At 74.1% G+C, this 20,421-nt stretch carries 18 protein-coding genes; 11 read left to right on the forward strand and 7 right to left on the reverse strand.

Annotation, left to right across the window (positions count from 1 at the left end; translation table 11 throughout):
* Positions 1–11 precede the first annotated feature (11 nt).
* Positions 12–539 carry a MarR family winged helix-turn-helix transcriptional regulator gene (locus tag AB1K56_RS15805; RefSeq protein WP_371206429.1) on the reverse strand — a complete coding sequence of 176 codons (528 nt, stop codon included), beginning with the start codon at positions 537–539 and terminating at the stop codon, positions 12–14.
* A gap of 180 nt (positions 540–719) precedes the next feature.
* Between AB1K56_RS15805 and AB1K56_RS15810 the strand changes: the two genes are divergently transcribed.
* From AB1K56_RS15810 to AB1K56_RS15820, 3 genes are read left to right on the forward strand one after another with little or no spacing between them, the layout of a single operon-like run.
* Entirely contained in the window at positions 720–1,499 is a 780-nt protein-coding gene (locus tag AB1K56_RS15810; RefSeq protein WP_371206430.1) for an electron transfer flavoprotein subunit beta, read from the forward strand.
* Positions 1,496–2,461 (forward strand): electron transfer flavoprotein subunit alpha/FixB family protein, encoded by a 966-nt coding sequence (locus tag AB1K56_RS15815; protein WP_371206431.1) that lies wholly within the window; start codon positions 1,496–1,498, stop codon positions 2,459–2,461. The genes AB1K56_RS15810 and AB1K56_RS15815 overlap by 4 nt, the downstream gene beginning before the upstream one ends.
* On the forward strand, positions 2,462–4,393 hold the full coding sequence (locus AB1K56_RS15820; RefSeq protein ID WP_371206432.1) for a cytochrome b/b6 domain-containing protein: 1,932 nt from the start codon (positions 2,462–2,464) through the stop codon (positions 4,391–4,393). It abuts the gene before it with no gap.
* Between the two features lie 108 nt (positions 4,394–4,501).
* Here the strand turns inward: AB1K56_RS15820 and AB1K56_RS15825 are convergent, their stop codons facing one another.
* Entirely contained in the window at positions 4,502–5,047 is a 546-nt protein-coding gene (locus AB1K56_RS15825) for a TetR/AcrR family transcriptional regulator C-terminal domain-containing protein (protein WP_371206433.1), read from the reverse strand.
* Positions 5,048–5,103: 56 nt separating this feature from the next.
* Here AB1K56_RS15825 and AB1K56_RS15830 point away from each other — a divergent pair, with 56 nt between their 5' ends.
* From AB1K56_RS15830 to AB1K56_RS15850, 5 genes are read left to right on the forward strand one after another with little or no spacing between them, the layout of a single operon-like run.
* Positions 5,104–5,700 carry a biotin transporter BioY gene (locus tag AB1K56_RS15830; protein ID WP_371206434.1) on the forward strand — a complete coding sequence of 199 codons (597 nt, stop codon included), beginning with the start codon at positions 5,104–5,106 and terminating at the stop codon, positions 5,698–5,700.
* Complete coding sequence (locus AB1K56_RS15835; protein ID WP_371206435.1) at positions 5,658–6,776, forward strand: AMP-binding protein; 1,119 nt, start codon at positions 5,658–5,660, stop codon at positions 6,774–6,776. The genes AB1K56_RS15830 and AB1K56_RS15835 overlap by 43 nt, the downstream gene beginning before the upstream one ends.
* On the forward strand, positions 6,763–7,866 hold the full coding sequence (locus AB1K56_RS15840) for an acetyl-CoA C-acyltransferase (RefSeq protein ID WP_371206436.1): 1,104 nt from the start codon (positions 6,763–6,765) through the stop codon (positions 7,864–7,866). The genes AB1K56_RS15835 and AB1K56_RS15840 overlap by 14 nt, the downstream gene beginning before the upstream one ends.
* Positions 7,863–8,549 carry an energy-coupling factor ABC transporter ATP-binding protein gene (locus tag AB1K56_RS15845; RefSeq protein WP_371206437.1) on the forward strand — a complete coding sequence of 229 codons (687 nt, stop codon included), beginning with the start codon at positions 7,863–7,865 and terminating at the stop codon, positions 8,547–8,549. The genes AB1K56_RS15840 and AB1K56_RS15845 overlap by 4 nt, the downstream gene beginning before the upstream one ends.
* Entirely contained in the window at positions 8,543–9,151 is a 609-nt protein-coding gene (locus AB1K56_RS15850) for a CbiQ family ECF transporter T component (protein WP_371206438.1), read from the forward strand. The genes AB1K56_RS15845 and AB1K56_RS15850 overlap by 7 nt, the downstream gene beginning before the upstream one ends.
* A gap of 548 nt (positions 9,152–9,699) precedes the next feature.
* Here the strand turns inward: AB1K56_RS15850 and cofE are convergent.
* Both cofE and AB1K56_RS15860 read right to left on the reverse strand, forming a co-directional pair.
* Positions 9,700–10,452, reverse strand: coding sequence for a coenzyme F420-0:L-glutamate ligase (gene cofE / locus AB1K56_RS15855; RefSeq protein WP_371206439.1), 753 nt, complete (start codon positions 10,450–10,452; stop codon positions 9,700–9,702).
* 2 nt (positions 10,453–10,454) lie between these two features.
* Complete coding sequence (locus tag AB1K56_RS15860) at positions 10,455–10,961, reverse strand: GNAT family N-acetyltransferase (RefSeq protein WP_136587285.1); 507 nt, start codon at positions 10,959–10,961, stop codon at positions 10,455–10,457.
* Positions 10,962–11,140: 179 nt separating this feature from the next.
* Between AB1K56_RS15860 and AB1K56_RS15865 the strand changes: the two genes are divergently transcribed.
* Positions 11,141–11,701, forward strand: a complete 561-nt coding sequence (locus AB1K56_RS15865; RefSeq protein ID WP_136587286.1) for an acyl-CoA thioesterase — start codon at positions 11,141–11,143, stop codon at positions 11,699–11,701.
* A 21-nt stretch (positions 11,702–11,722) separates the two neighbouring features.
* Here the strand turns inward: AB1K56_RS15865 and AB1K56_RS15870 are convergent, their stop codons facing one another.
* Both AB1K56_RS15870 and AB1K56_RS15875 read right to left on the reverse strand, forming a co-directional pair.
* On the reverse strand, positions 11,723–12,700 hold the full coding sequence (locus AB1K56_RS15870; protein ID WP_371206440.1) for an acetylxylan esterase: 978 nt from the start codon (positions 12,698–12,700) through the stop codon (positions 11,723–11,725).
* Positions 12,701–12,858: 158 nt separating this feature from the next.
* Complete coding sequence (locus AB1K56_RS15875) at positions 12,859–13,992, reverse strand: S1 family peptidase (RefSeq protein WP_371206441.1); 1,134 nt, start codon at positions 13,990–13,992, stop codon at positions 12,859–12,861.
* 188 nt (positions 13,993–14,180) lie between these two features.
* On the opposite strand from AB1K56_RS15875, the gene AB1K56_RS15880 reads away from it, so the two are divergent.
* Positions 14,181–17,924: an aldehyde dehydrogenase family protein gene (locus tag AB1K56_RS15880; RefSeq protein WP_371206442.1), complete on the forward strand. Its 3,744-nt coding sequence runs from the start codon at positions 14,181–14,183 to the stop codon at positions 17,922–17,924.
* 193 nt (positions 17,925–18,117) lie between these two features.
* Positions 18,118–19,632 carry an alpha-N-arabinofuranosidase gene (locus AB1K56_RS15885; RefSeq protein WP_371206444.1) on the forward strand — a complete coding sequence of 505 codons (1,515 nt, stop codon included), beginning with the start codon at positions 18,118–18,120 and terminating at the stop codon, positions 19,630–19,632.
* A gap of 108 nt (positions 19,633–19,740) precedes the next feature.
* Here AB1K56_RS15885 and AB1K56_RS15890 read toward each other — a convergent pair whose 3' ends face one another.
* Positions 19,741–20,322: an acireductone dioxygenase gene (locus tag AB1K56_RS15890; RefSeq protein ID WP_371206445.1), complete on the reverse strand. Its 582-nt coding sequence runs from the start codon at positions 20,320–20,322 to the stop codon at positions 19,741–19,743.
* Between the last annotated feature and the right edge of the window lie 99 nt (positions 20,323–20,421).

Below are 20,421 nucleotides of genomic sequence, written 5' to 3' on the forward strand. Positions count from 1 at the left end.
CCCGGCGAGGGTCAGAGCGGGTCGGGCACGGGGGCGGGGTCGGCGAAATCGCCCGCGCCCTTGCGGAAGCGCGCGATGATGCGCACGAGCTCCGTCGCATCCGCGTCGTCCAGCCCGAGGTCGGCGAACACGTCGTTCAGCGCCGCCGTGGCCTCGTCGACCCGGTGCCGCCCGGCGTCCGTCAGCGCGAGCAGGGCGGCGCGGCCGTCGGTCGGGTGCGGCTCGCGCGTCACGTATCCGTCGCGCGCCAAGCGCTCGACGGTGTTGGTCACGCTCGTGGGGTGCACCTGCAGGCGTGCGATGGCGCTGGCCATCGGCATCCGCCCCTCGCGGGTGAAGGCGAGCAGTCGCAGCATCTCGAAGCGCGAGAACGACAGGTCGAAGGGCTTCAACGCGCGGTCGATGGATGCCATGAGCAACTGGTGCGCGCGGATCACCGAGGTCACGACCGTCATGCCGCCGGCCGCGTCGTCCCAGCCGTGCGCGAGCCACTGGCGCTTGGCTTCGGCGATCGGATCGACCGGCAGTCGTCGGGGCATGGGTCCTCCTCGCGATTCACGGTACCGCTCGGCCGGCTCGGGGACGCGGCTTCCTGTCCCTTCGCCACGCTCAGGGGCCGCGCGGGAGCGGCGGCCGAGCCCGTCGAAGCCCCCGCGCCCCGAACTCCTCCGCCGCCGCGCTGCAGCGGCATCCGCCCCCTCACCGAAGGAGCCAGGTCGATGAAGATCGTGGTGCTGATCAAAGAAGTCCCCGACACGTGGGGAGAACGACGCCTCGACCTCGAGACGGGGCTGACCGACCGTTCCGCCTCGGCCCCGGTGCTCGACGAGATCGACGAGCGCGCGGTCGAGGCCGCCCTCGCCCACGCCGACGCGCACCCCGGCACCGAGGTCGTGGTGCTCACGATGGCTCCGGCCTCCGCCACGGCGACGGTGCGCAAGGCCCTCGCGATGGGGGCGACCTCGGCCGTGCACGTCGTCGACGACGCCCTGCGCGGCGCCGACCTGCTGCTGACCGCCGACGTGCTCGCCGCGGCCATCCGCCGCACCGGCTTCGACCTCGTCGTGGCGGGGAACCTCTCCACCGACGGCGGCGGCGGAGTCGTTCCGGCGATGATCGCCGAGATCCTCGGCGTGCCCCAGCTCACGGCCCTGTCGCGCCTCGAACTGACCGACGACACGGTGTCGGGCGACCGCGTGAGCGACGCCGGGACGATGCGCGTGTCGGCATCCCTCCCCGCCGTGGTGTCGGTCACCGAGGCGCTCCCCGAGGGACGCTTCACGACGTTCAAGGGCATCATGGCGGCCAAGAAGAAGCCGTACGAGACGTGGGATCCGGCCGAGCTCGGCGTCGAGGCCGACGACCCCGCCCAGGCGCGGTACATCATGCTGTCGGTCGCCGAGCGGCCGCCGCGCGCGGCCGGCACGAAGATCGTCGACGAGGGCGATGCGGGCGAGAAGCTCGCGGCCTTCCTCATCGCCGAGGGGGTGGCCCGATGAGCGTCGCCGTGGTGCTGCTCGAGGTGCTGCCGTCCGGTGCGCTCGCCGCCTCGTCGCCCGGGCTGCTGGCCGCGGCCGCCGGGGTGGGAGAGCCGGTCGCCGTCATCGCGGCTCCGGCCGACGTGCTCGAGGGCGCCGCGGAGCAGGCAGCGGGCCTCGGGGCCGCGCGGGTGCTCACCGCCGAGGTCGACCCGACGGCGCTGACCGGCCCCGTCGTCGACGCGCTCGCCGCGGCGGTGGCCGCCGAGAGCCCCGACCTCGTGCTCGCCTCGAACGCGATCGAGTCGCGCGACGTCGTGGCCCGCCTCGCGGTGCGGTTGCGCCTTCCGCTCGCGACCGATGTCGTCGGCATCCGCCGCGACGACCTCGGCGTCGTCGCCCACCACTCGGCCTTCGGCGGAGCGTTCACCGTCGAGGGGGCGCCCACGTTCGGGCCGCTGGTCGCGACGCTGCGCCCCGGGGCGGTGGACGGCCGCCTCGACGCGCGAGCGCTGTCGGTGCGGGGCCTCGACGTGTCGGCATCCGGAATCCCCTCGGCCCGGGTCGACGACTTCTCCGAGACCGCCGCGCCCTCGACGCGGCCCGAGCTGCGCGGAGCCGCTGCGGTCGTCGCGGGGGGCCGCGGGGTGGGCTCGAAAGAGGACTTCGCCCTCGTCGAGCAGCTCGCCGACGTGCTCGGCGCGGCCGTCGGCGCGTCTCGAGCCGCCGTCGACGCGGGATACGTGCCCGCGACCGCGCAGGTGGGGCAGACCGGGGTGTCGGTCTCTCCGCGGCTGTACGTGGCGCTGGGCATCTCGGGGGCCATCCAGCACCGCGCGGGCATGCAGACGGCGGGCGTGATCGTAGCGGTCGACAAGAACCCCGAGGCGCCCATCTTCGACATCGCCGACTTCGGTATCGTCGGAGATCTGTTCACCGTCGTCCCGCAACTGATCAGCGCGCTCGAGGCTCCGAAGAAATAGATGGCGTCCACACCCCGCACCCCGCGTCGCGGGCTGCCGCGCGTCCCCGGTGGGGAGCCGTGGCCGCCCGCGGTCTCCGGCGCGGATTCGGACGACGTCGCGGTGCCGGGCGCGGACGCCGCCGCGGTGCCGGGCACCGTCTCGGCCGCGAGCGCGCAGAACGGTGCGGAGGTCGCATCCGGGCCGCGGGAGACGAGCGGTCCGACGTCGTCCTCGTCCGAGCAGCGTTCGGCGGATGCCGCGCCCTCCGCGCCCGGCTCGGTCGAGGAGCCGGGTGCCGCCGACCCGAGCGCGGCCATCGCGCCCGCGGTGGCGGACGCCGAGCCCGTCGGTGTGCGCCGTGGTCTCCCGCGCGAGCCGGGCGGAGAGCCCTGGCCGCCGGCATCCGTCGCCCCCGGAAAGCGCCCCGCGGCCGAGCCGGATCGGAGCAGCCGAACCGCAGCGGCGACGCCTGCGCCGGAGGTTCCGCCGCTCGCCGCCGATTCCGTCGAACCCGCGCGCGGGGCTGATGCCGCGAGCGTGGCCGTCACGCCCACGGGAGCGGATGCCGCGACCGCCGGTGTGCGCCGGGGTCTGCCGCGCGAGGCGGGCGGAGAGCCCTGGCCGCCGGCGTCCGTCGCGGCGGGCGCGCCGTCGGCAGCGGGATCGGGAGCGCCCGCGCGATCGGTATCCGCGCCGACGAGGGATTCGTCGGCGGGGTCCGCGCCCGAGTCGCCCGAGCCCGGGGCCCCATCCGCGCCTGCGTCGCCCGAGCCCGCGGGGGGCGCGAGCACCCCGTCACCCGCTAGCTCGGCACTCTCCGCCAACCTCGCGCCCGCGTCGCCCGAGCCCGCGGCGGGCGCGAGCCCCGCGGCGCCGCGCCCTCCGCTCACCGTCCGGCGCACCGTGTGGCCCGGAGCCGCGGCGCGGCGCGCCGCCGTCGCACGAGAGGGCCGATCCGGACGGCCCGCCGGCGCAGCATCCGCCCCTGCCGGAGGCGCGGCCCGACCGTCGGCGGCGGGGCCCGCCGCCCTCCGCGACTTCTCTCCGATTCAGCTGCTCGGCTCCACCGCGGTGCTCGGCGTGTTCGCCCTCGCCCTCGTGGGCATCGTCGTGCTGCTCGCGCGCTTCGTGCTCGCGATCGGACCCGGGCGGGAGTTCCTCGAGGCGTTCCCGGGGGAGTACCCCCTGCCCGCCTCGGCGCCCGTGGGGCTTCCGGCCTGGCTGAATTGGTCGCACTTCCTCAACAGCTTCTTCCTGCTGCTGATCATCCGCACCGGATGGCAGGTGCGCCGCGAGAAGAGGCCCGCGGCCTTCTGGTCGCCGCGGAACAACAAGAAGCGTCGCATCAGTCTCGCCCTGTGGTTCCACCAGGCGCTCGACATCCTGTGGATCGCGAACGGCGTCGTCTTCGTCGTGCTGCTGGTGGTCACCGGGCAGTGGATGCGCATCGTGCCGACCTCGTGGGAGGTCTTCCCGAACGCCCTCTCGGCCGCCCTCCAGTACGCCTCGCTCGACTGGCCGACCGAGAACGGGTGGGTGAACTACAACAGCCTGCAGCAGCTTTCGTACTTCGCCATCACCTTCGTGGCGGCGCCCCTCGCGATCGTCAGCGGCGTGCGGCTCTCGGGCGTCTGGCCGAAGGATGCCGCGCGGCTCAACCGGCTGTACCCGGTGGAGTGGGCGCGGAAGGTGCACTTCCCGACCATGCTGTTCTTCGTGGCGTTCATCGTCGTGCACGTCGCCCTCGTGCTCGCCACGGGTGCCCTGCGCAACCTGAACCACATGTACGCCGCCCGCGGCGCGGTGGACCCCGGGGCGTACACGAGCGATCCGACCGGTCTGCTGATCTTCGCGGCATCCCTCGTCGTGATGGCCGCGGCCTGGATCGCCGCGCGTCCCGCGGTGCTCGTGCCGATCGCCCGTTTGTTCGGCGAGGTCAAGCAGCGCTGACGCGTCGCATCCGCCGACATCACACGTTCGGCGCGAGATCACCCCTTCGCGGGTCCGCCTTCGATGGGATCTCGGGCCGATCGTGTGATCTCGGGGGCGCGCGAGCGCTCAGACGCGCGCGCGGAGGCCTGACGCGATCAGGTCGAGGCCGAAGGCGAAGTCGTCGGACTCCAGGCCCGAGGCGCCGTCGCGCGCGCCGGCGCTGTCGTACTGCAGGCGCTGCTGCTCGTGCCAGACGAAGCCGAGCACGTAGTGCAGCACGGTCGTCGCGACCCGGCGGGCGGTGTCGGCGTCGAAGCCCGCCGCGACGACGCTCGCCGCCAGGCGGTCGAGCGCGAGGGAGGATCCCAGCCCCATCGCGAGGGTGCTCGAGACCACCTCGGCACCGTCGCGGTAGGCCAGCAGGGCGTCTCGAAGGGCGTTCGCCTCGACGCGCAGGTCGTCGGGGGTTCCGGATGCCATCCGCCCGACGATCCGGTCCGAGAGCTCCGCGAGCAGGGTCTGCTTGTTCGGGAAGTGCCAGTACAGGGCGCTCGGCTGCACCTCGAGCGTGGTCGCGAGGCGGCGCATCGTGAGATCGGGGAGGCCGTGATCGTCGAGGATCCGCAGGGCGGCCCGGGCGACGTCGTCGGCGGAGTGTCCTCGGGGTGACATGCGTCCGAGTATAGTGAACGCCGTTCAGGTGAACACCGTTCAGGAAAGGCGCGCCCATGACCCGCACCCTCGATGCGACCGACCTCGCCCGCGTCGCCGTCTTCGCCGCGCTCATCGTGGTGCTGGGACTGCCCGGGAGCTTCCCCGTGTTCGGCGGGGTGCCCATCACCGCCCAGACGCTCGGCGTGATGTTGGCGGGGGCCGTGCTCGGCCCCTGGCTCGGCGCCCTGTCGGTGACGGTCGTCCTCGCGCTCACGGCGGCGGGCCTCCCGCTGCTCGCGGGAGGGCGCGGCGGCCTCGGCGTCTTCTTCGGCCCCTCCGCGGGCTACGCGATCGGGTGGATCCTCGGGGCGATCGTCGTGGGTCTTCTCGTCCACGCCGGAGGCCGGCGCCCCGTCGTGTGGCGCACCGCCCTCGCCATGATCGCGGGCGGTGTCGGGGCGATCTACGCGACCGGCATCCCCGTGCAGAGCGCTGTCACCCGCCTTCCGCTCGGAGAGACGGCGCTGACGAGCCTCGTGTTCGTGCCCGGCGATCTGCTCAAAGCCGCACTCGCGACCGCCGTCGTCGCCGCGCTCGTGCGGGCGTACCCGCGCGGGTTCCGCCGCGCGTGGACGCGACCGGCGGCGGCGCCCGCGGTCGCCACGGCGTGATCGTCGTCCTCGACGGCGACGACGAGCGGCTCGTCGAGCGCATCGCCGCGACCCGCGAAGTCGGCGATGCCGTGCTGATCGCCGATCCGCGCTGGAGCGCCGAGCAGCGCGCGGGCGTGGAGCGGGTGGCATCCGGGATCGACGACGGGGATGCCACGGCTTGGGCGACCCTCACCTCGGGCAGCAGCGGCGCTCCGCGCATCGTGCGGCGGACAGCCGCGTCGTGGACGGACTCGTTCGCGGCGGTGAGCGCGCTCCTCGGGGCGGGGCCGGACGACATCGTCGCCCTTCCCGCCCCGGCGTCGTCGTCGCTGACCCTCTTCTCTCTCGCGCACGCGCTCGAGGGCGGGCCGCGGCCGGTGCTCCGGCGCGATCCCGCCGCGACGCTCCTGCACGCGACGCCGGAAGGTCTGCGCGCCGTGCTCGACGACGGCTCGCTGCCGCGGCTGCGCGTCGCCCTCGTCGGAGGATCCCGCCTCGACCCGTCGCTGCGCGAGCGCGCCGCCGCCGCCGGCGTGCGGGTCGTGTCGTACTACGGGGCCGCGGAACTGTCGTTCGTCGCCGTCGACACCGGCGACGGTCTGCGCGCGTTCCCGGCGGTGGAGCTCGATGTGCGGAGCGGCGAGGTGTGGGTGCGCTCTGCGTTCGTGGCATCCGGTTATCTCGGAGCGGCCGGCCCGCTGCGTCGCGACGGGGCGTGGGCCACCGTCGGCGATCGCGCGGAGCTGCGACACGGACGTCTGCGCCTGCACGGCCGGGCCGACGACGCGATCCTCAGCGCCTCGGCGACCGTCATCCCGTCCGAGGTCGAGGAGGCGCTGCGCACGATCCCCGGTGTGCGCGACGCCGTCGTGTTCGGGATGCCGCGCCCCCGCGTGGGCGCGTTGATCGCCGCGTTCGTGGAGGGGCCGGATGCCGACCCGGCCGCCGTCCGATCCGCGGCCGCCGCCCTGCTCGCCCCCGCTCATCGTCCGCGACGCTGGGCGTTCGGGGAGATCCCGCGGACGCCCTCGGGAAAGCCCGCGCGCGCCGAGGTGGCGCGGCTGATGGAGGGCGAGCGCGATGGCCGACACTGACCCCGTCGTCGTCGCGGCGCGGCGCAGCCCCCTCGCGGTGCGGGGGCGCGGCCTCGCCCGCCTCGACGCGGGCGCTCTCGCCGGCGAGGTCGTCGCGGCGGTCGTGGTCGACGCCGGCTCCCCGCCGATCGCCGACGTCGTCCTCGGCAACTGCACGGGGCCGGGCGGCAACCTCGGCCGCATCGCCGCCCTCGCGGCCGGCCTCGGGATCGGCGTCCCCGGGGGCACCGTCGACCGCCAGTGCGGGAGCGGACTCGCGGCGATCGGAGATGCTGCGCTGGCGACGCGCGCCGACGGCCGGACCCGCGTGGCGGGCGGGGTCGAGAGCGCCTCGACCGCTCCCGTCCGCGTGCACGACGGGACGCCCTTCGCGCGAGCTCCCTTCGCCCCCGCGGGCTTCGCTGACCCCGACATGCTGCGCGCCGCCGACGACCTGGCCGCCCACGACGGTCTGTCGCGCGCCCGTCAGGACGCCTACGCGCAGCGCAGCCACGCGCGGGCGATGAGCGCGCGAGCGGCCGGGCGCTTCGACGCCGAGATCGTGCCCGTGGCGGGAGTGGACCGTGACGAGGGTATCGGCGCATCCGCGGCGGCGCGGGCCCGTCTCGCGCCGCTCGTGGGCGGGGGCACGGTCACCGCCGCGACGTCGACCCGCATCGGCGACGGAGCGGCGGCGGTCGTCATCGCCCCGGCCGGGTCGGCGCCGGGACTCGCGATCCGTTCCACCGCCGTCGTGGGCTGCGACCCGGCCCTCCCCGGCATCGGAGCCGCGCCCGCGATCGAGGCCGTCCTCGCCCAGGCGGGGCGGGACCTCGACGAGGTCGCCGCGATCGAACTCGTCGAAGCGTTCGCCGCGCAGAGCATCGCCGTGCTGTCGCGCCTCGGCCTCGGCGACGACGACGCGCGCGTCTGCGCCGAGGGAGGCGCGCTTGCCCTGGGGCACCCGTGGGGAGCGAGCGGGGCGGTGGCGGTCGTGCGCCTGTTCTCGCGGCTCGTGCGCGCGGGAGCCCCTGCGGGCACGGTGGGGCTCGCCGCGGCATCCGTCGGCGGCGGCCTCGGCGTCGCCGCGGTGTTCGAGGTCGTCCGGTGAGCGTCATACGCTGCCGCGGGCTGAGCACCCGTCTTGGCGACCGCGAGGTGCTGCACGATGTCGCCCTCGACCTCGGAGCCCCCACCATCGCGATCATCGGCGACAACGGCTCGGGGAAATCCACCTTCGCCCGGCTCGCCGCCGGACTCGTGCGGCGGGCGTCGGGAGACCTCGAGGTGCTCGGCCTCGACCCCGAGAAGGATGCCGCCGCTCTCCGCCGTCGCGTCGCCCTCGTGCTCAGCAACCCCGACGCGCAGATCGTCATGCCGACCGTCGCGGAGGACGTCGCCCTGTCTCTCCGCCCCCTCCGTCTCTCGCGCGAGGAACGCGCCCGCCGCGTCGCCGCGTCGCTCGAACGCTTCGGGCTGGACGCACTCGCCGACCGTCCCGCTTACGACCTGTCCGGGGGTCAGAAGCAGCTCCTCGCCCTGTGCGGTGCGTTCGTGCGCGCGCCCGACCTCGTCGTCGCCGACGAGCCGACGGCGTTCCTCGATGCGCGCAACGCCTGCGCCGTCGCCGACCACCTCCTCGCCGACACCGGGCACGTGCTCGTCGTCGTCACGCACGACCTCGCCCTCGCACGCCGGTGCGAGGAGGCCGTGCTCTTCGCGGACGGTCGGGTCGCGGCATCCGGTACCGCGGACGAGGTCGTCGACGCCTACGAGAGGGCCCTGGCGTGCTGACGATGTACCGCCCCGGCGGGGGATGGATGCACCGGATGCCGCCGGGCCCGAAGCTCGTTCTCTTCGCGGTCGTGGCGGTGGTCGTCGCGGCGCTCCCGCCGGTGTGGGCCGCGGTGCCGGTCGCGGTGGGCGTTCCGCTCGTCGTGTATGCCGCGGCCGGAATGGGTGTCGGAGAGGGCGTGCGCGCCCTCGGCGGCCAGGCGTGGGCGCTCCGCTGGATGGTGGCCATCACGGCGGCGGGGCAGCTGATCTTCCTCGGACCCGAGCCGGCCGCGGCGAACACCGCACGCGTGGCGGCCGCCGTGCTCGTCGCGGGAGTGCTTCCGCTCACGACCCCCGTCTCGGCGATGCTCGACGCGCTCGAGAGGGGGGCGCGGCCGCTGCGTCTCGTCGGCATCGACCCGGCGCGCGTCGCCCTGCTGTGGATGGTGACCCTCACGACCATCCCCGTCCTGGCCCGTCACGCCGCAGAGGTCCGCGACGCCCAGCGGGCGCGCGGGCTCCGCCCGTCGCTCCTGCGCGGAACCCTGCCGTTCCTCATCGTCGCCCTGCGCCACGCCGACGACCTGGGCGACGCGCTCGCCGCCCGCGGCATCCGCTGATCCGCCCTCGTCCCACTTCTGGTCGGTGCGGGCGTCGCGCTGGGGCGTGGCATCCGCTGGCTTGAGTCCCCTTGTCCCACTTTTGGTCGGTGCGGGCGTCGCGCTGGGGGCGCGGCATCCGCTGGCTTGAGTCCCCTTGTCCCACTTGTGGTCGGTGCGGACCTCTGGCACCGGCCATATGTGGGACATGCACCCCTATAAGTGGGACGAGGGGGGTACAGGCAAGGGGCAGAGCGAGTCAGCCTCGCGCGGCGTGGCCCGCGGCATCCGCTGACGTGAGCACCCTCGTCCCACTTATGGTCGGTGCAAGCTCCTCTCACCGGCCATATCTGGGACAAGCACCCCTACAAGAGGGACAAGGGGGTACGGGCGAGGGGCAGAGCGAGTCAGCCTCGCGCGGCGTGGCCCGCGGCATCCGCTGACGTGACCACCCTCGTCCCACTTATGGTCGGTGCAAGCTCCCCTCACCGGCCATATCTGGGACAAGCACCCCTATAAGTGGGACAAGGGGGTACAGGCGAGAGCAGAGCGCGCGAGGCAGAGGGGTGTCAGTCGCGCGCGACGCGGCCCGCGGCGAAGCCCTCGGCGTACGCCTCATCCGCGCCCTGGCGGAACATGTCGCGCGCCGGGTCCCGCACGATCGAGCGGGCGCCGGGGAGGTCCAGGTCGCCCACCAGGTCGGCACGGCCGCGCACGACGGCGACGGGGCGCCGCGATGCCTTGCCCTTCACGAGGTCGGTGGCCGCGGCGAGCTCGTCGGCCACGCACGGCAGGGTCACCACGAGCGGGCGGCCCTCGGCATCCGTCGTTCCGCGCAGGTCTTCGAAGACGTGGATGCCGCCGGCCCCGATCGCGTGATCGGTCTGGCCTTCGCGCCACGCGCGGCCGAGCGTGTCCGTGACGATGACTCCCACGCGGGCGACCGAGCGCAGGCCCTCGGCGATGCGCCGGGCCGACGCGTCGGGGTCGACGGGCAGCAGCAGAACGGTGCCCTCGGGGGTGTTGCTCGCGTCCACGCCGGCGGCGGCCGAGACGATGCCGAGAGGGTTCTCGACGATGCGGGTCACGTGTCCGCTGGGGGAGGTGCGGGAGGCCACGAGGCGCACGGTCTCGCGCGTGATCGCGTCTTCGCGATCGGACGCGTGGATGATGCGCCCCTCGGCCTTCGAGACGATCTTGCTGGTGACGACCACGATGTCGCCGTCCTGCAGGGGCTCGGAGACCGCATCCAGGATCACCCCGACGAGATCGTCTCCCGGGGTGATCTCAGGGATGCCGTCGAGGGCCCAGATCTGCAGCACGGTCAGCGGACGAAGCGCACCTCGGTGAGCTCCTCGCCGAGGAACGGCTCGGTGTGCGACGCGCCGTCGAGCGCGAAGCCGTTGCGCGTGTAGAAGCGGTGCGCGCGCGGGTTGTCGTCGGCGACCCAGAGGTACAGGCCCTCGCCCTCCTCCACGGCGGCGTCGAAGAGCTGCTGGCCGATGCCGGTGCCGTGGAAGGCGTCGAGCAGGTAGATGAAGTACAGCTCGCGCTCGCGCGGGGCGTCCTCGTCGCGCGCGGGGCCGGAGCCGACGAAGCCGACGATCTCTCCGTTCACGAGGGCGGCGTGCATGCGGTAGTCCTCGCCCTGGGCGGCCCAGTGGGTCCAGAGCTCCGCCATGCGACGCGGGGAGACGGCCTCGAGGGCCGCCTTGCTGATGAGGTGGTCGTAGGTCTCGTGCCAGCAGGTGGCGTGCACGCGGCCCAGGGCCTCGGCATCCACGTCGCGCACCGGACGGACGACGATGTCGGTTCGGGTTTCCGCAGTCATGGCGCGACTCTACGCGCGGGCGCGGCGGAGGTGAAATCGGCGTCGGAACGGGCGTCGATGCGCTAGAGAGGGGCCTCTCGGGCCCGCGGCACCGGCTCGCTCGGAGCCCGCCGGGGCACTTTGTGGAAGGCTGACAACGCAATCGCCGATCCGTCGTGGACTCGCTACGCTCGCCCCTCGTGAACGTCCTCTGGCGCACGCTTCTCGTGCTCTTCCGTGCCCGTCGTCGACTGCGCCGTGAGGGGCCGATCGACCCCAACACCGTGGCGCGCCTGCGCATCCGCGTGCTGCCGACCGACATCGACCTGCTGCGGCACCTGAACAACGGCCGATACCTGTCGCTGTTCGACCTCGGCCGCTGGGACCTGCTCACCCGCGCGGGACTCACCTCGGCCATGACGGAACAGGGCTGGTACGCGGTCGTCGCCGCCGAGACGATCACGTTCCGCCGCTCGCTGGAGCTGTGGCAGAGATTCGAGCTCGAGACGCGCATGATCGGCCACGACGACCGCGCCGTGTACCTCGAGCACCGCGCGCTGGTGAAGGGGGAGATCTACGCCCGCGCGATCATCCGCGCGCGCATCCTCCGCCGCAGCGGGGGCACCGTGCCGCACGACGAGCTGTTCGCGGCGGTCGGGCGCCCCGAGGGGCTGCCCGACATCGAACCGTGGGTGCTCGAGTGGGCCGCGGGCTCCGCGCTGCCCTCGACGAAGCGTCCCGCTCCGAGCGTCTGGAGCTGACCGCCGGGGGATGCCGCGGGGTCAGCGCCCGAAGCGGGCGTCGAGCCAGGCGACCTGCTTCATGAAGTGGCGGTAGCCGCCTCCCTCGTGACCGTTGTAGCGGTAGACCTCGATCGCCGCGTCCGACGACTGCAGCGCGTGGAACGACGCGAAGACGCCGGAGGGGAGGACGATGTCGTCCATCAGTGCGACGGAGAACAGCGCGGGAACGGTGATGCGCCGGGCGAGGATCGCCCCGTCGACGTACGAGAGAGTGCGCAGCACCGCGTCTTCGGCATCCCGGTGGATCGACAGGAACCGCGTGATCTCGGTGAAAGGCGCCAGCGGGGTGCGCACGATCGCGCGCGGGAAGTCGGCGAGGAACGGCACGTCGGGAAGCAGGGCGGCCACGGTCTCGCCGGCCAGCGCCGCGGCGGCGATCGCGAGTCCGCCGCCCTGGCTGCCGCCGGTGACGGCGATGCGCGAGGCGTCGACGCCGTCCAGGCGGGAGACCTCATCGATGAGGCGCGCCGCGTCGGTGTAGAGGCGGCGGTAGTAGTAGTCGCGGGGATCCAGGATGCCGCGGGTCATGACGCCCGGGAACGCGGCGGCCGAGCCGTGCGGGTCGGGGGTGTCGCCCACGCTCCAGGAGGAACCCTGCCCGCGGGTGTCCATGATGATGTGCACGTATCCCGCGTTCGCCCACGCGCTCTTCTCGCCGGGCAGGCCGCGGCCGCCGCCGTAGCCGATGAACTCGACCACCGCCGGGAGCTCCTCGTCGCCGTGCGGGCGCACCACCCAGCCCTTGATCTCGTCGCCGCCGAAGCCGGTGAACGTCAGGTCGCGCACGTGCAGCGCCCGCACCGGGGAGGAGACCTCGGCGAGGACCGTGGGGCCCGCCGCCGCGCGCGCCTCGGCGAGGGTGTCGCTCCAGAACGCGTCGAGGTCGTCGGGTGCGTCGAGCGCCGGGCGGTAGTCGACCAGCTCGTCGAGGGGCAGGTCGGTGAAGGTCTGAGCCATGCGGATCTCCGGTCGAGGTGGGGGCTGCACCGACAGTAGCGAAAAGCCCGCGATCGGCGGCGCTCGTGCGTCGCCCGGTTGCGGCCGGCCGCCTCCGGGAGAGACGGAGGTGCCCCGACCGCGCGCGGCGGCCGGGGCACCGGGGTACCCGAGAGGGGTCAGCTGGTGAGCAGGCGCAGGCCGTAGGTCTGCAGGATCTCGTTCACCGGCTGGAAGTAGGTCGTGCCGCCCGACGTGCAGTCGCCGGAGCCGCCCGAGGTGACGCCCTGCGCCTGGTTGCCGGCGAGCAGCGAGCCGCCCGAGTCGCCGGGCTCGGCGCACACGTTCGTGCGGATGAGACCCGAGACCGAGCCCTCGGCGTAGCGCACCGTCGAGTTGAAGCCCTGGATCTGGCCGCAGTGCCACCCGGTGGTGGAGCCCGACCGGCAGACGGTCGCGCCGACGGCGGCCTGGGTCGATCCCTTCACCGCGACGGCGCCGCCGGCGTAGTCCATGACCTGCCCGACCGGCGTGTGCGAGGGCGTGGCCACCCAGGCGTAGTCGTTCCCGGGGAACGACGAGCCCTGGAACGTGCCGTACGTGGTGCTGTCGCCCGTGTCGCCGCAGTGGCCGGCCGTGACGAATCCGCCCTGCACGGCGAAGCCGACCGAGCACCGGCTCTGGTTGTTGATGTTGTACGCCATGCCGCCGCGGACGGTGGCGAACGTCTCGGGCGCTTCGACGCCCGTCTCGAGGCGGACGGCGCCGGCGGGGGCGTCGAGGCCCGCCACGAAAGCGGCGGCCTCCTGGTCGCCGCCGGCGACGACGTCGAGCACGACGTCGTTCGCCGCGACGTCGATCCACCACGAGGGGATGACGTCGGGGACGGCGCTCGTCTCGAGCTGCGCGGTGATCGTCTCGAGGTCGGCGAGCGAGTGCTCGACCGCGACCGGCACGGCGCCGGCGTCGGTCGCGGCGCTCGACGCGGCATCCGTCGTCACCGCGGCGTACACGGTGCGGCTGCCCTCGTCGAGCCAGGTGCCGGCGAAGGCGTCGCCCGTCACCGCGGCGACGTCGTCGGCGGTCGTGGCCGCGTCGGCCTGGAAACGCAGCACGTCGGCGGCGCCCGCGACGTCGGTGCCGAGGTCGTCGGCCATCGCCTGCAGCAGCTGCGTGCCGACGCCGTCGGTTGCGGCGGCGTCGGTGCCCGGAGGGGTCGCCGGGGTCTGCGCCAGCGCGGGAGCGGTGGCGACGGTGGTCAGGAACAGGCCGAGGGCGGCAGCGCCGACGACCGATTTCGATATGCGGTTCACGAGGAGTGACCTTCCATCCAGGGGGGATAAATGGTGGGTACCCACCGCCATGAAAGCACGCAGGAGACGAAAAGCGAAGGATTTTCCGTGCATTGCTGATCCGGGTGCAAGAAGTCCGGTCACGCCGATCCACGGGTTGCGCGGCGGGCCGCCGGGATGCCACGCGCGCGATCCCTAGGCTGACGATCATGAGCACGAACGACCCGCGCACCACCGGTCCGGCGCTCTCCTCCGCCGTCGCCGAGCGCGCCGCGACCCGCATCGCCGCGTTCTCGACGCGCGCCCTCGGCGCCGCCCGGGGCGAGCTCGCCACCGACGCCGCCGCCGCCGCGTTCACCGCCCGCGCCGTCGACGGCGTGCTGCGGCCCGAGAGTCTCACCGCCGCGGCGGCCGCTCTGCACCGCCTCGCCGACGACGTGCCCTCGACGCTGCCGTGGTTCGTGCGCGGGGCGCTTCAGCTCGGCGGTGCCGTGGCCCCCGTCATGCCGACCCCGGCCGTGCCGCTGGCCAAGCGCGCGCTGCGCGACCTGCTTGCCGCCCTCGTGCTCGACGCCCGGCCCGAGCGCCTGTCCGCGGGCATCGCGGCGATCGCCGCGCAGGGCGGGACCCCCGACCTGCGGCTGGAGGGGCCCGCGGTGCTCGGCGACTCGGCCGCGCGGCGCCGGTTCGACGGCATCCGCGCCCTGGTGAGTCGCGACGACGTCGAACGGGTGTCGTTCGCGCTCGCCGACGCCCTGGCGGGGCGGTCGGACTGGGCGTTCGACGCCGAGGTCGAGCACGCCGCCGAGCGCGTGCTGCCGCTCTTCCTCGACGCGGACGCCGCCGGCACCCACCTCACGCTCGTCGCGCGCGACCGCGCCGACCTCGACGCGACCGTGGCGGTGCTCACGCGCGTGCTCGAGGAGCCGCGCCTGACCGGGATGACGGCCGGCATCGCCTTGCCCGTCGGTGTCGCCGAGACGGTCGACGCGGTCCGCGAGCTCGCGGCCTGGGCGCGCACGCGCACGCACGACGGCGGCGCTCGCCTCACCGTGCGTCTCGACGACGCCCCGATCGAGACCCCGGATGCCGCGGTCTCGGCCCGCCACGGGTGGCCGGCGCCCGCGGTCACGACCCGCGACGAGATCGATGCGGCCCTGGTGCGGGTGCTGCGCGAGACCTCGAGCGCACGCGCTGTCGAGGGACTGCACGTCGAGGTCGCCACGGCCGACCCGGAGCGCGCGGCGCTCGCCCTCGCGTGGGGGGACGACGCGGGGGTCGGGATCACCCTCGTGCTGCCGAACGCGGCGGCGTGGGCCCCCGACGGCGCCTTCGTGCGGACGGTGGCCGTCGTGCACCCCGATGACCTCGACGCGGTCGCGGCCCCGCTCGCGGCCGCCGCGGCCTTCCGCATCACCGGCGCCCCCGGCCTCCCGCCCGCGGCGCCCGCGGAGGCGGACCGCACGGAGGACGGCCCCGCGACGGGCGGCGGCGACACCGCACCGATCCCCGACGACACCGAGGCCCCGGCGCCCGAGACCGCCGCCGTCGCCGCCCGCGCCCGTCGCGCGCTCGCCGCCGCGGACACCCCGCTCCCGCCCTCCCGCGAGCCGCAGCGCGACGTGCGCGCCGACGCCGAGCCGGCGATCCTGCGCGACCCCGCCGACGACGAGGCCGACGCCGCGGGCCTCACACAGGCCGTGCTCGGCATCGCGCGCGAGGCCGCGGCATCCGAGGACACCTCCGCCCTCGGGCCCGACGTGCAGCAGATGCTCTTCGGCGGGCAGGCGTTCGTCGACACCGCGGTGTTCTCGTCGCGCGAGAGCGCCGAGCTCGCCGGGGGCGCCGCCGGCTTCCGCAACGTCGCCGACACCGATCCGACCGTGCCCGCCGACCGCGCGTGGGCCCTGTCCGTGCTCGCGCGGGTCGCGGGCTCGACCGCGGGAGACGCCACGGCCGCCGCGGGACGCGTCGACGACGAGGCCGGACTCGACGCGGTGGTCGCGCGCGTGCGCGACGCCGCCGAGACATGGGGCGCGCTCGCGGCCGCGGACCGCGCGGGGGTGCTGCAGGCGGCGTCCCGCGCGCTCGCCGACCGCCGCGCCGAGCTCATCGAGGTGCTCGCGTCGGAGGGCGGGGCGCTGCTGGCCGAGGCCGACGCCGAGGTGGGGCAGGCGGTCGACGCCGCCGCGTACTACGCCTCGACCGCGAAAGAACTGGACCGCGTGCCCGGGGCGGTCTTCGTGCCCGATCGGGTCACGGTCGTCGCGCCACGGTGGAATTCGCCGGTCGGGCTGTGCGCGGGGGAGGTGCTCGCGGCCCTCGCCACGGGGTCCGGTGTGCTGCTCACCCCGTCGCCCCGGGCGCGCCGCGCGGGGGCCGTGGTGGCCGAGGCGCTCTGGGCGGCCGGTGTGCCGCGCGACGTCCTCGCTTACGTCGACCTCAACGAGGACGCCTCCGGTCGGGCGCTCATCGCCCACCCCGGCGTCGACCGCGTGCTGCTCGCGGGCGCCCGCTCGACCGCCGAGCGGTTCGTCGGTTGGCGCCCCGCTCTGCGCCTGCAGGGCCTCACCGCCGGGCGCAACGTCGCGATCGTCGCGCCCTCCGCCGACCTCGACGAGGCGGTCGCCGACGTCGTGGCCGGGGCCTTCGCGCGCGCGGGCCAGGCGGCGACGGCCGTGTCGCTCGTGATCCTCGTGGGGGCCGTCGCGCGCTCCGGCCGGTTCACCGAGCAGCTGAAGGATGCCGTGTCCTCGCTGCGCGTGGGACCGGCCGACGATCCGCTCTCCGACGTCGGACCGCTCGTCGAGGAGCCGACCGGAGAGGCGCGGCGCGCGCTGACCGTGCTGGGCGACGGGGAACGCTGGCTCGTGGAGCCGCGCGAGCTCGACCTCGGTCCCGAGACGGCGGGGCGGTTCTGGTCGCCCGGCGTGCGCACGGGCATCACCGCGGGCTCGCACCTGACCCGGGCCGCCGCGGCGGTTCCGGTGCTCGGCATCCTGCACGCTCCCACCCTCGCGCGGGCGATCGAGCTGCAGAACGCCATCGGCTCGGGCTTCGTCGCGGGTCTGCACACGCGCGACGCGACCGATCTCGACCTCTGGCTCGACACCGTCGAGGCCGCGGTGCTGCGGGTGAACCGCGCCTCCACGGGGGCCGTGGTGCAGCGCGAACCGCTCGGCGGATGGGGTGAGGCCGCCGTCGGCGACGGGGCGATGTCGGGCGGACCCCACCGGCTCGTCACCCTCGGCTCGTGGCGTCCCTCGACGGGCGGGGCGTCGTCGTCGACGCTGCACCTGCGCGGACTCGACAGCCGCATCACCGCGCTCATCGAGGCCGCGCAGCCGACGCTGTCGTACGAGGCGTTCGACTGGCTCCGCCGCGGCGCCCTCTCGGACGCGGTGGCGTGGGACCGCGAGTACGGCCGCGTGCGCGACGTCTCGCGACTCGGCGTGGAGCGCAACCTGCGCCGGTACCGTCCCGCCGACGTGGCCGTGCGCGCGACGGCCGACGCCCCCTGGCAGGCCGTGCTGCGCGTGCTCGTCGCGGCGGTGCGCTCGGGGTCGACGTTCTCGCTCAGCACCCCGGTGGGGCTCCCCGCCGCGGTGCGGCACCTGCTCGGCGAGAGCGAGATCGCGGTGTCGGTCGAGAGCGACGCGGAGTGGCTGCAGCGCCTGGCGGGCGGCATCCCGGATGCCGAGCCCGGCGCCGAAGAGCCGATCGTCGCCCCGCGCCCGGGGCGTGTGCGACTCGTGGGCCCGGCGGCCTCGGTCGCCGCCGTGCGTGCGGCGGTCGCCGAGACGGTCGGCGCCGACGCGTCGCTCGCGCTGTACACCGACGAGGTCACCACCGCGGGGCGCCTCGAGCTGCTGCCGTTCCTGCGCGAGCAGGCGGTGTCGATCGGGGCGTTCCGCTTCGGTCGCGTCGACGGGTGGAGCGCCGAGGTCATCTGAGGCGGGGTGTCTCTCCGCGCGAGATCACACGATCGGCGCGAAAGCACCCGTTCTCGCGCGGCCGGAACGCGTGCGCTCGCGCCGATCGTGTGATCTCGGTGCGACGCGCGGATGCCGCGGCGACGGGTTTCGAAAACGTTTAGCGAACGGCGGAGAGAGCGATAGCGTCGGGGGTCGAACGCTAGGAGCACCGATGACCGCTGCCCGACTCACCGTCGACCCCCGCTTCCCGATCGGGGCCGTGCGTCGCCGCCTGTTCGGCGGCTTCGTCGAACACCTCGGCCGTCACGTCTACGACGGCATCTACGAGCCCGGCCACCCCGAGGCCGACGACCAGGGCTTCCGCCGCGACGTGCTCGAGCTCGTGCGCGAGCTCGGGGTCTCGACGATCCGCTACCCCGGTGGCAACTTCGTCTCGGGTTTCCGGTGGGAGGACAGCGTGGGGCCGCGCGAGCAGCGCCCGCGTCGCCTCGACCTCGCGTGGCACTCGACCGAGACGAACGAGATCGGACTCCACGAGTTCTCGGACTGGCTCGACAAGGCCGGCAGCGACCTCATGCTCGCCGTCAACCTCGGCACCCGGGGCGTTCTCGAGGCGCTCGACCTGCTCGAGTACAGCAACGTTCCCGGGGGTACGACCCTGTCGCAGCAGCGCATCGACAACGGCCGCGCCGAGCCCTTCGGCGTGCAGGTGTGGTGCCTCGGCAACGAGATGGACGGGCCCTGGCAGCTCGGCCACCGCTCGGCCGACGACTACGGCAAGATCGCCTCGCAGACCGCGAAGGGTATGCGTCAGATCGACCCCTCGATCGAGCTCGTGGTGTGCGGGTCGTCGGGCGCGCAGATGCCGACGTTCGGCGAGTGGGAGCGCGTCGTGCTGGAGCACACGTACGACGACGTCGACATGATCTCGTGCCACGCGTACTACCAGGAGCACGACGGCGACATCGACTCGTTCCTCGCCTCGTCGGTCGACATGGACCGCTTCATCGAGGCCGTCGTCGCGACCGCCGACCACGTAGGGGCGGTGCGCGGCAGCGCGAAGAGGATCGACATCTCGTTCGACGAGTGGAACGTCTGGTACATCGACCGTGTCGCCTCGGTGAAGCCTACGGCCATCGACGATTGGCCCGTCGCCCCGCGCCTGCTCGAAGACGTGTACTCGGCTCTGGATGCCGTCGTCTTCGGCAGCCTCATGATCTCGCTGCTCAAGCACGCCGACCGGGTGGCATCCGCCTCGCTCGCCCAGCTCGTCAACGTCATCGCGCCGATCATGACCGAGCCCGGCGGACCGTCGTGGCGCCAGACGACGTTCTTCCCCTTCGCGATCACCTCGCGCCTCGCGCAGGGAGACGCCGTGCGCCTGCAGGTCGAGTCACCGCTGATCGAGACCGAGAAGTTCGGCGCGGTCCCGGCGGTGGACGCCGTCGCGACCCACGACGCCGAGACCGGGGCGAGCGCGATCTTCCTCGTGCACCGCGGGCGCGGCGATGCCGTCGAGCTCCAGATCGACGTCGCGGGTCTCGGAGATGTCGAGATCGTTGAGGCGCACCTGCTGCACGATGACGACCCCTACGCGCGCAACACGCTCGAGGAGCCCGAGCGCGTTCAGCCGGGGACGCTCGAGACCCGCGTGGTCGACGGCATCCTGCACGTGACGCTCCCGCCCATCGCGTGGGCGGCGCTGTCGCTGCGGCGTCTCGGCTGACGTCGCGCACGCGGAAACGCCCGGTTCCCGCAGAATCCGTGAGAGAAACTGCGAGAACCGGGCGTTTTCCGAGGTCCGGCCGGGTCAGGACCCGGCCCGCGCTGCTGGTCAGGCCAGCTGCGCGCGGCGCTCGGCGAGCTGGTCGAACGTCGCGAACGACTCGGCGATCGGGCTGCCGGTGAAGTGGCCCACCCAGCCGTCGTCGTCGTGGAAGAAGCGCACGCTGACGTAATGCGGCGCGGTGCCCATGTCGAACCAGTGGGTCGTGTTGGCCGGCACCGAGATGAGGTCGCCCGCCTCGCAGTACACCGCGTGGACCTTCTCGTTCGCGTGCAGGTAGAACACGCCGGCGCCCTTGGCGAAGTAGCGGTCCTCGTCGTCGTCGTGCTGGTGCTCCGAGAGGAACTTCTGCCGCGAGGGGATCTTCACCTCGTCGTAGTTCTCCTGCGCGGGGTCGAGGGCGACCACGTCGACGAGCGTGTACCCCTCTCGCTCCTTCACCTCGCCGATCTCGGCGGCGTACAGCGCGAGGACGTCGTCCTGCGAGGCGCCGGAGGGCACGTCGCGGATCTCCCAGCGCGAGAAGCGCGCGCCGAGTTCGGCCAGTGCCGCGCGGATCTCGGCCTCGTCGGTGGTCTCGAGCACGGGCGTGCTCGGGTCGGTCTCTTTCCAGACGGTCAGGAGCGTCACGGCTCCTCCTCTCGACGCGATATGAGCGGAATGAACAGATTCTCTCGCCCTCGGCGACCGAGTGCCCACTCCGAAGCCCGGATGGGCGCCCGCGATGTA

Source organism: Microbacterium sp. BWR-S6Y, assembly GCF_041379845.1.
GTDB lineage: Bacteria > Actinomycetota > Actinomycetes > Actinomycetales > Microbacteriaceae > Microbacterium > Microbacterium hydrothermale.

Coding starts and splice junctions, on each gene's coding strand:
- AB1K56_RS15880 (WP_371206442.1), top strand. CDS start 14,181: ATGAGCACGAACGACCCGCGCACCACCGGTCCGGCGCTCTCCTCCGCC.
- AB1K56_RS15810 (WP_371206430.1), top strand. CDS start 720: ATGAAGATCGTGGTGCTGATCAAAGAAGTCCCCGACACGTGGGGAGAA.
- AB1K56_RS15820 (WP_371206432.1), top strand. CDS start 2,462: ATGGCGTCCACACCCCGCACCCCGCGTCGCGGGCTGCCGCGCGTCCCC.
- AB1K56_RS15885 (WP_371206444.1), top strand. CDS start 18,118: ATGACCGCTGCCCGACTCACCGTCGACCCCCGCTTCCCGATCGGGGCC.
- AB1K56_RS15860 (WP_136587285.1), bottom strand. CDS start 10,961: ATGACTGCGGAAACCCGAACCGACATCGTCGTCCGTCCGGTGCGCGAC.
- AB1K56_RS15870 (WP_371206440.1), bottom strand. CDS start 12,700: ATGGCTCAGACCTTCACCGACCTGCCCCTCGACGAGCTGGTCGACTAC.
- AB1K56_RS15815 (WP_371206431.1), top strand. CDS start 1,496: ATGAGCGTCGCCGTGGTGCTGCTCGAGGTGCTGCCGTCCGGTGCGCTC.
- AB1K56_RS15830 (WP_371206434.1), top strand. CDS start 5,104: ATGACCCGCACCCTCGATGCGACCGACCTCGCCCGCGTCGCCGTCTTC.
- AB1K56_RS15840 (WP_371206436.1), top strand. CDS start 6,763: ATGGCCGACACTGACCCCGTCGTCGTCGCGGCGCGGCGCAGCCCCCTC.
- AB1K56_RS15805 (WP_371206429.1), bottom strand. CDS start 539: ATGCCCCGACGACTGCCGGTCGATCCGATCGCCGAAGCCAAGCGCCAG.
- AB1K56_RS15825 (WP_371206433.1), bottom strand. CDS start 5,047: ATGTCACCCCGAGGACACTCCGCCGACGACGTCGCCCGGGCCGCCCTG.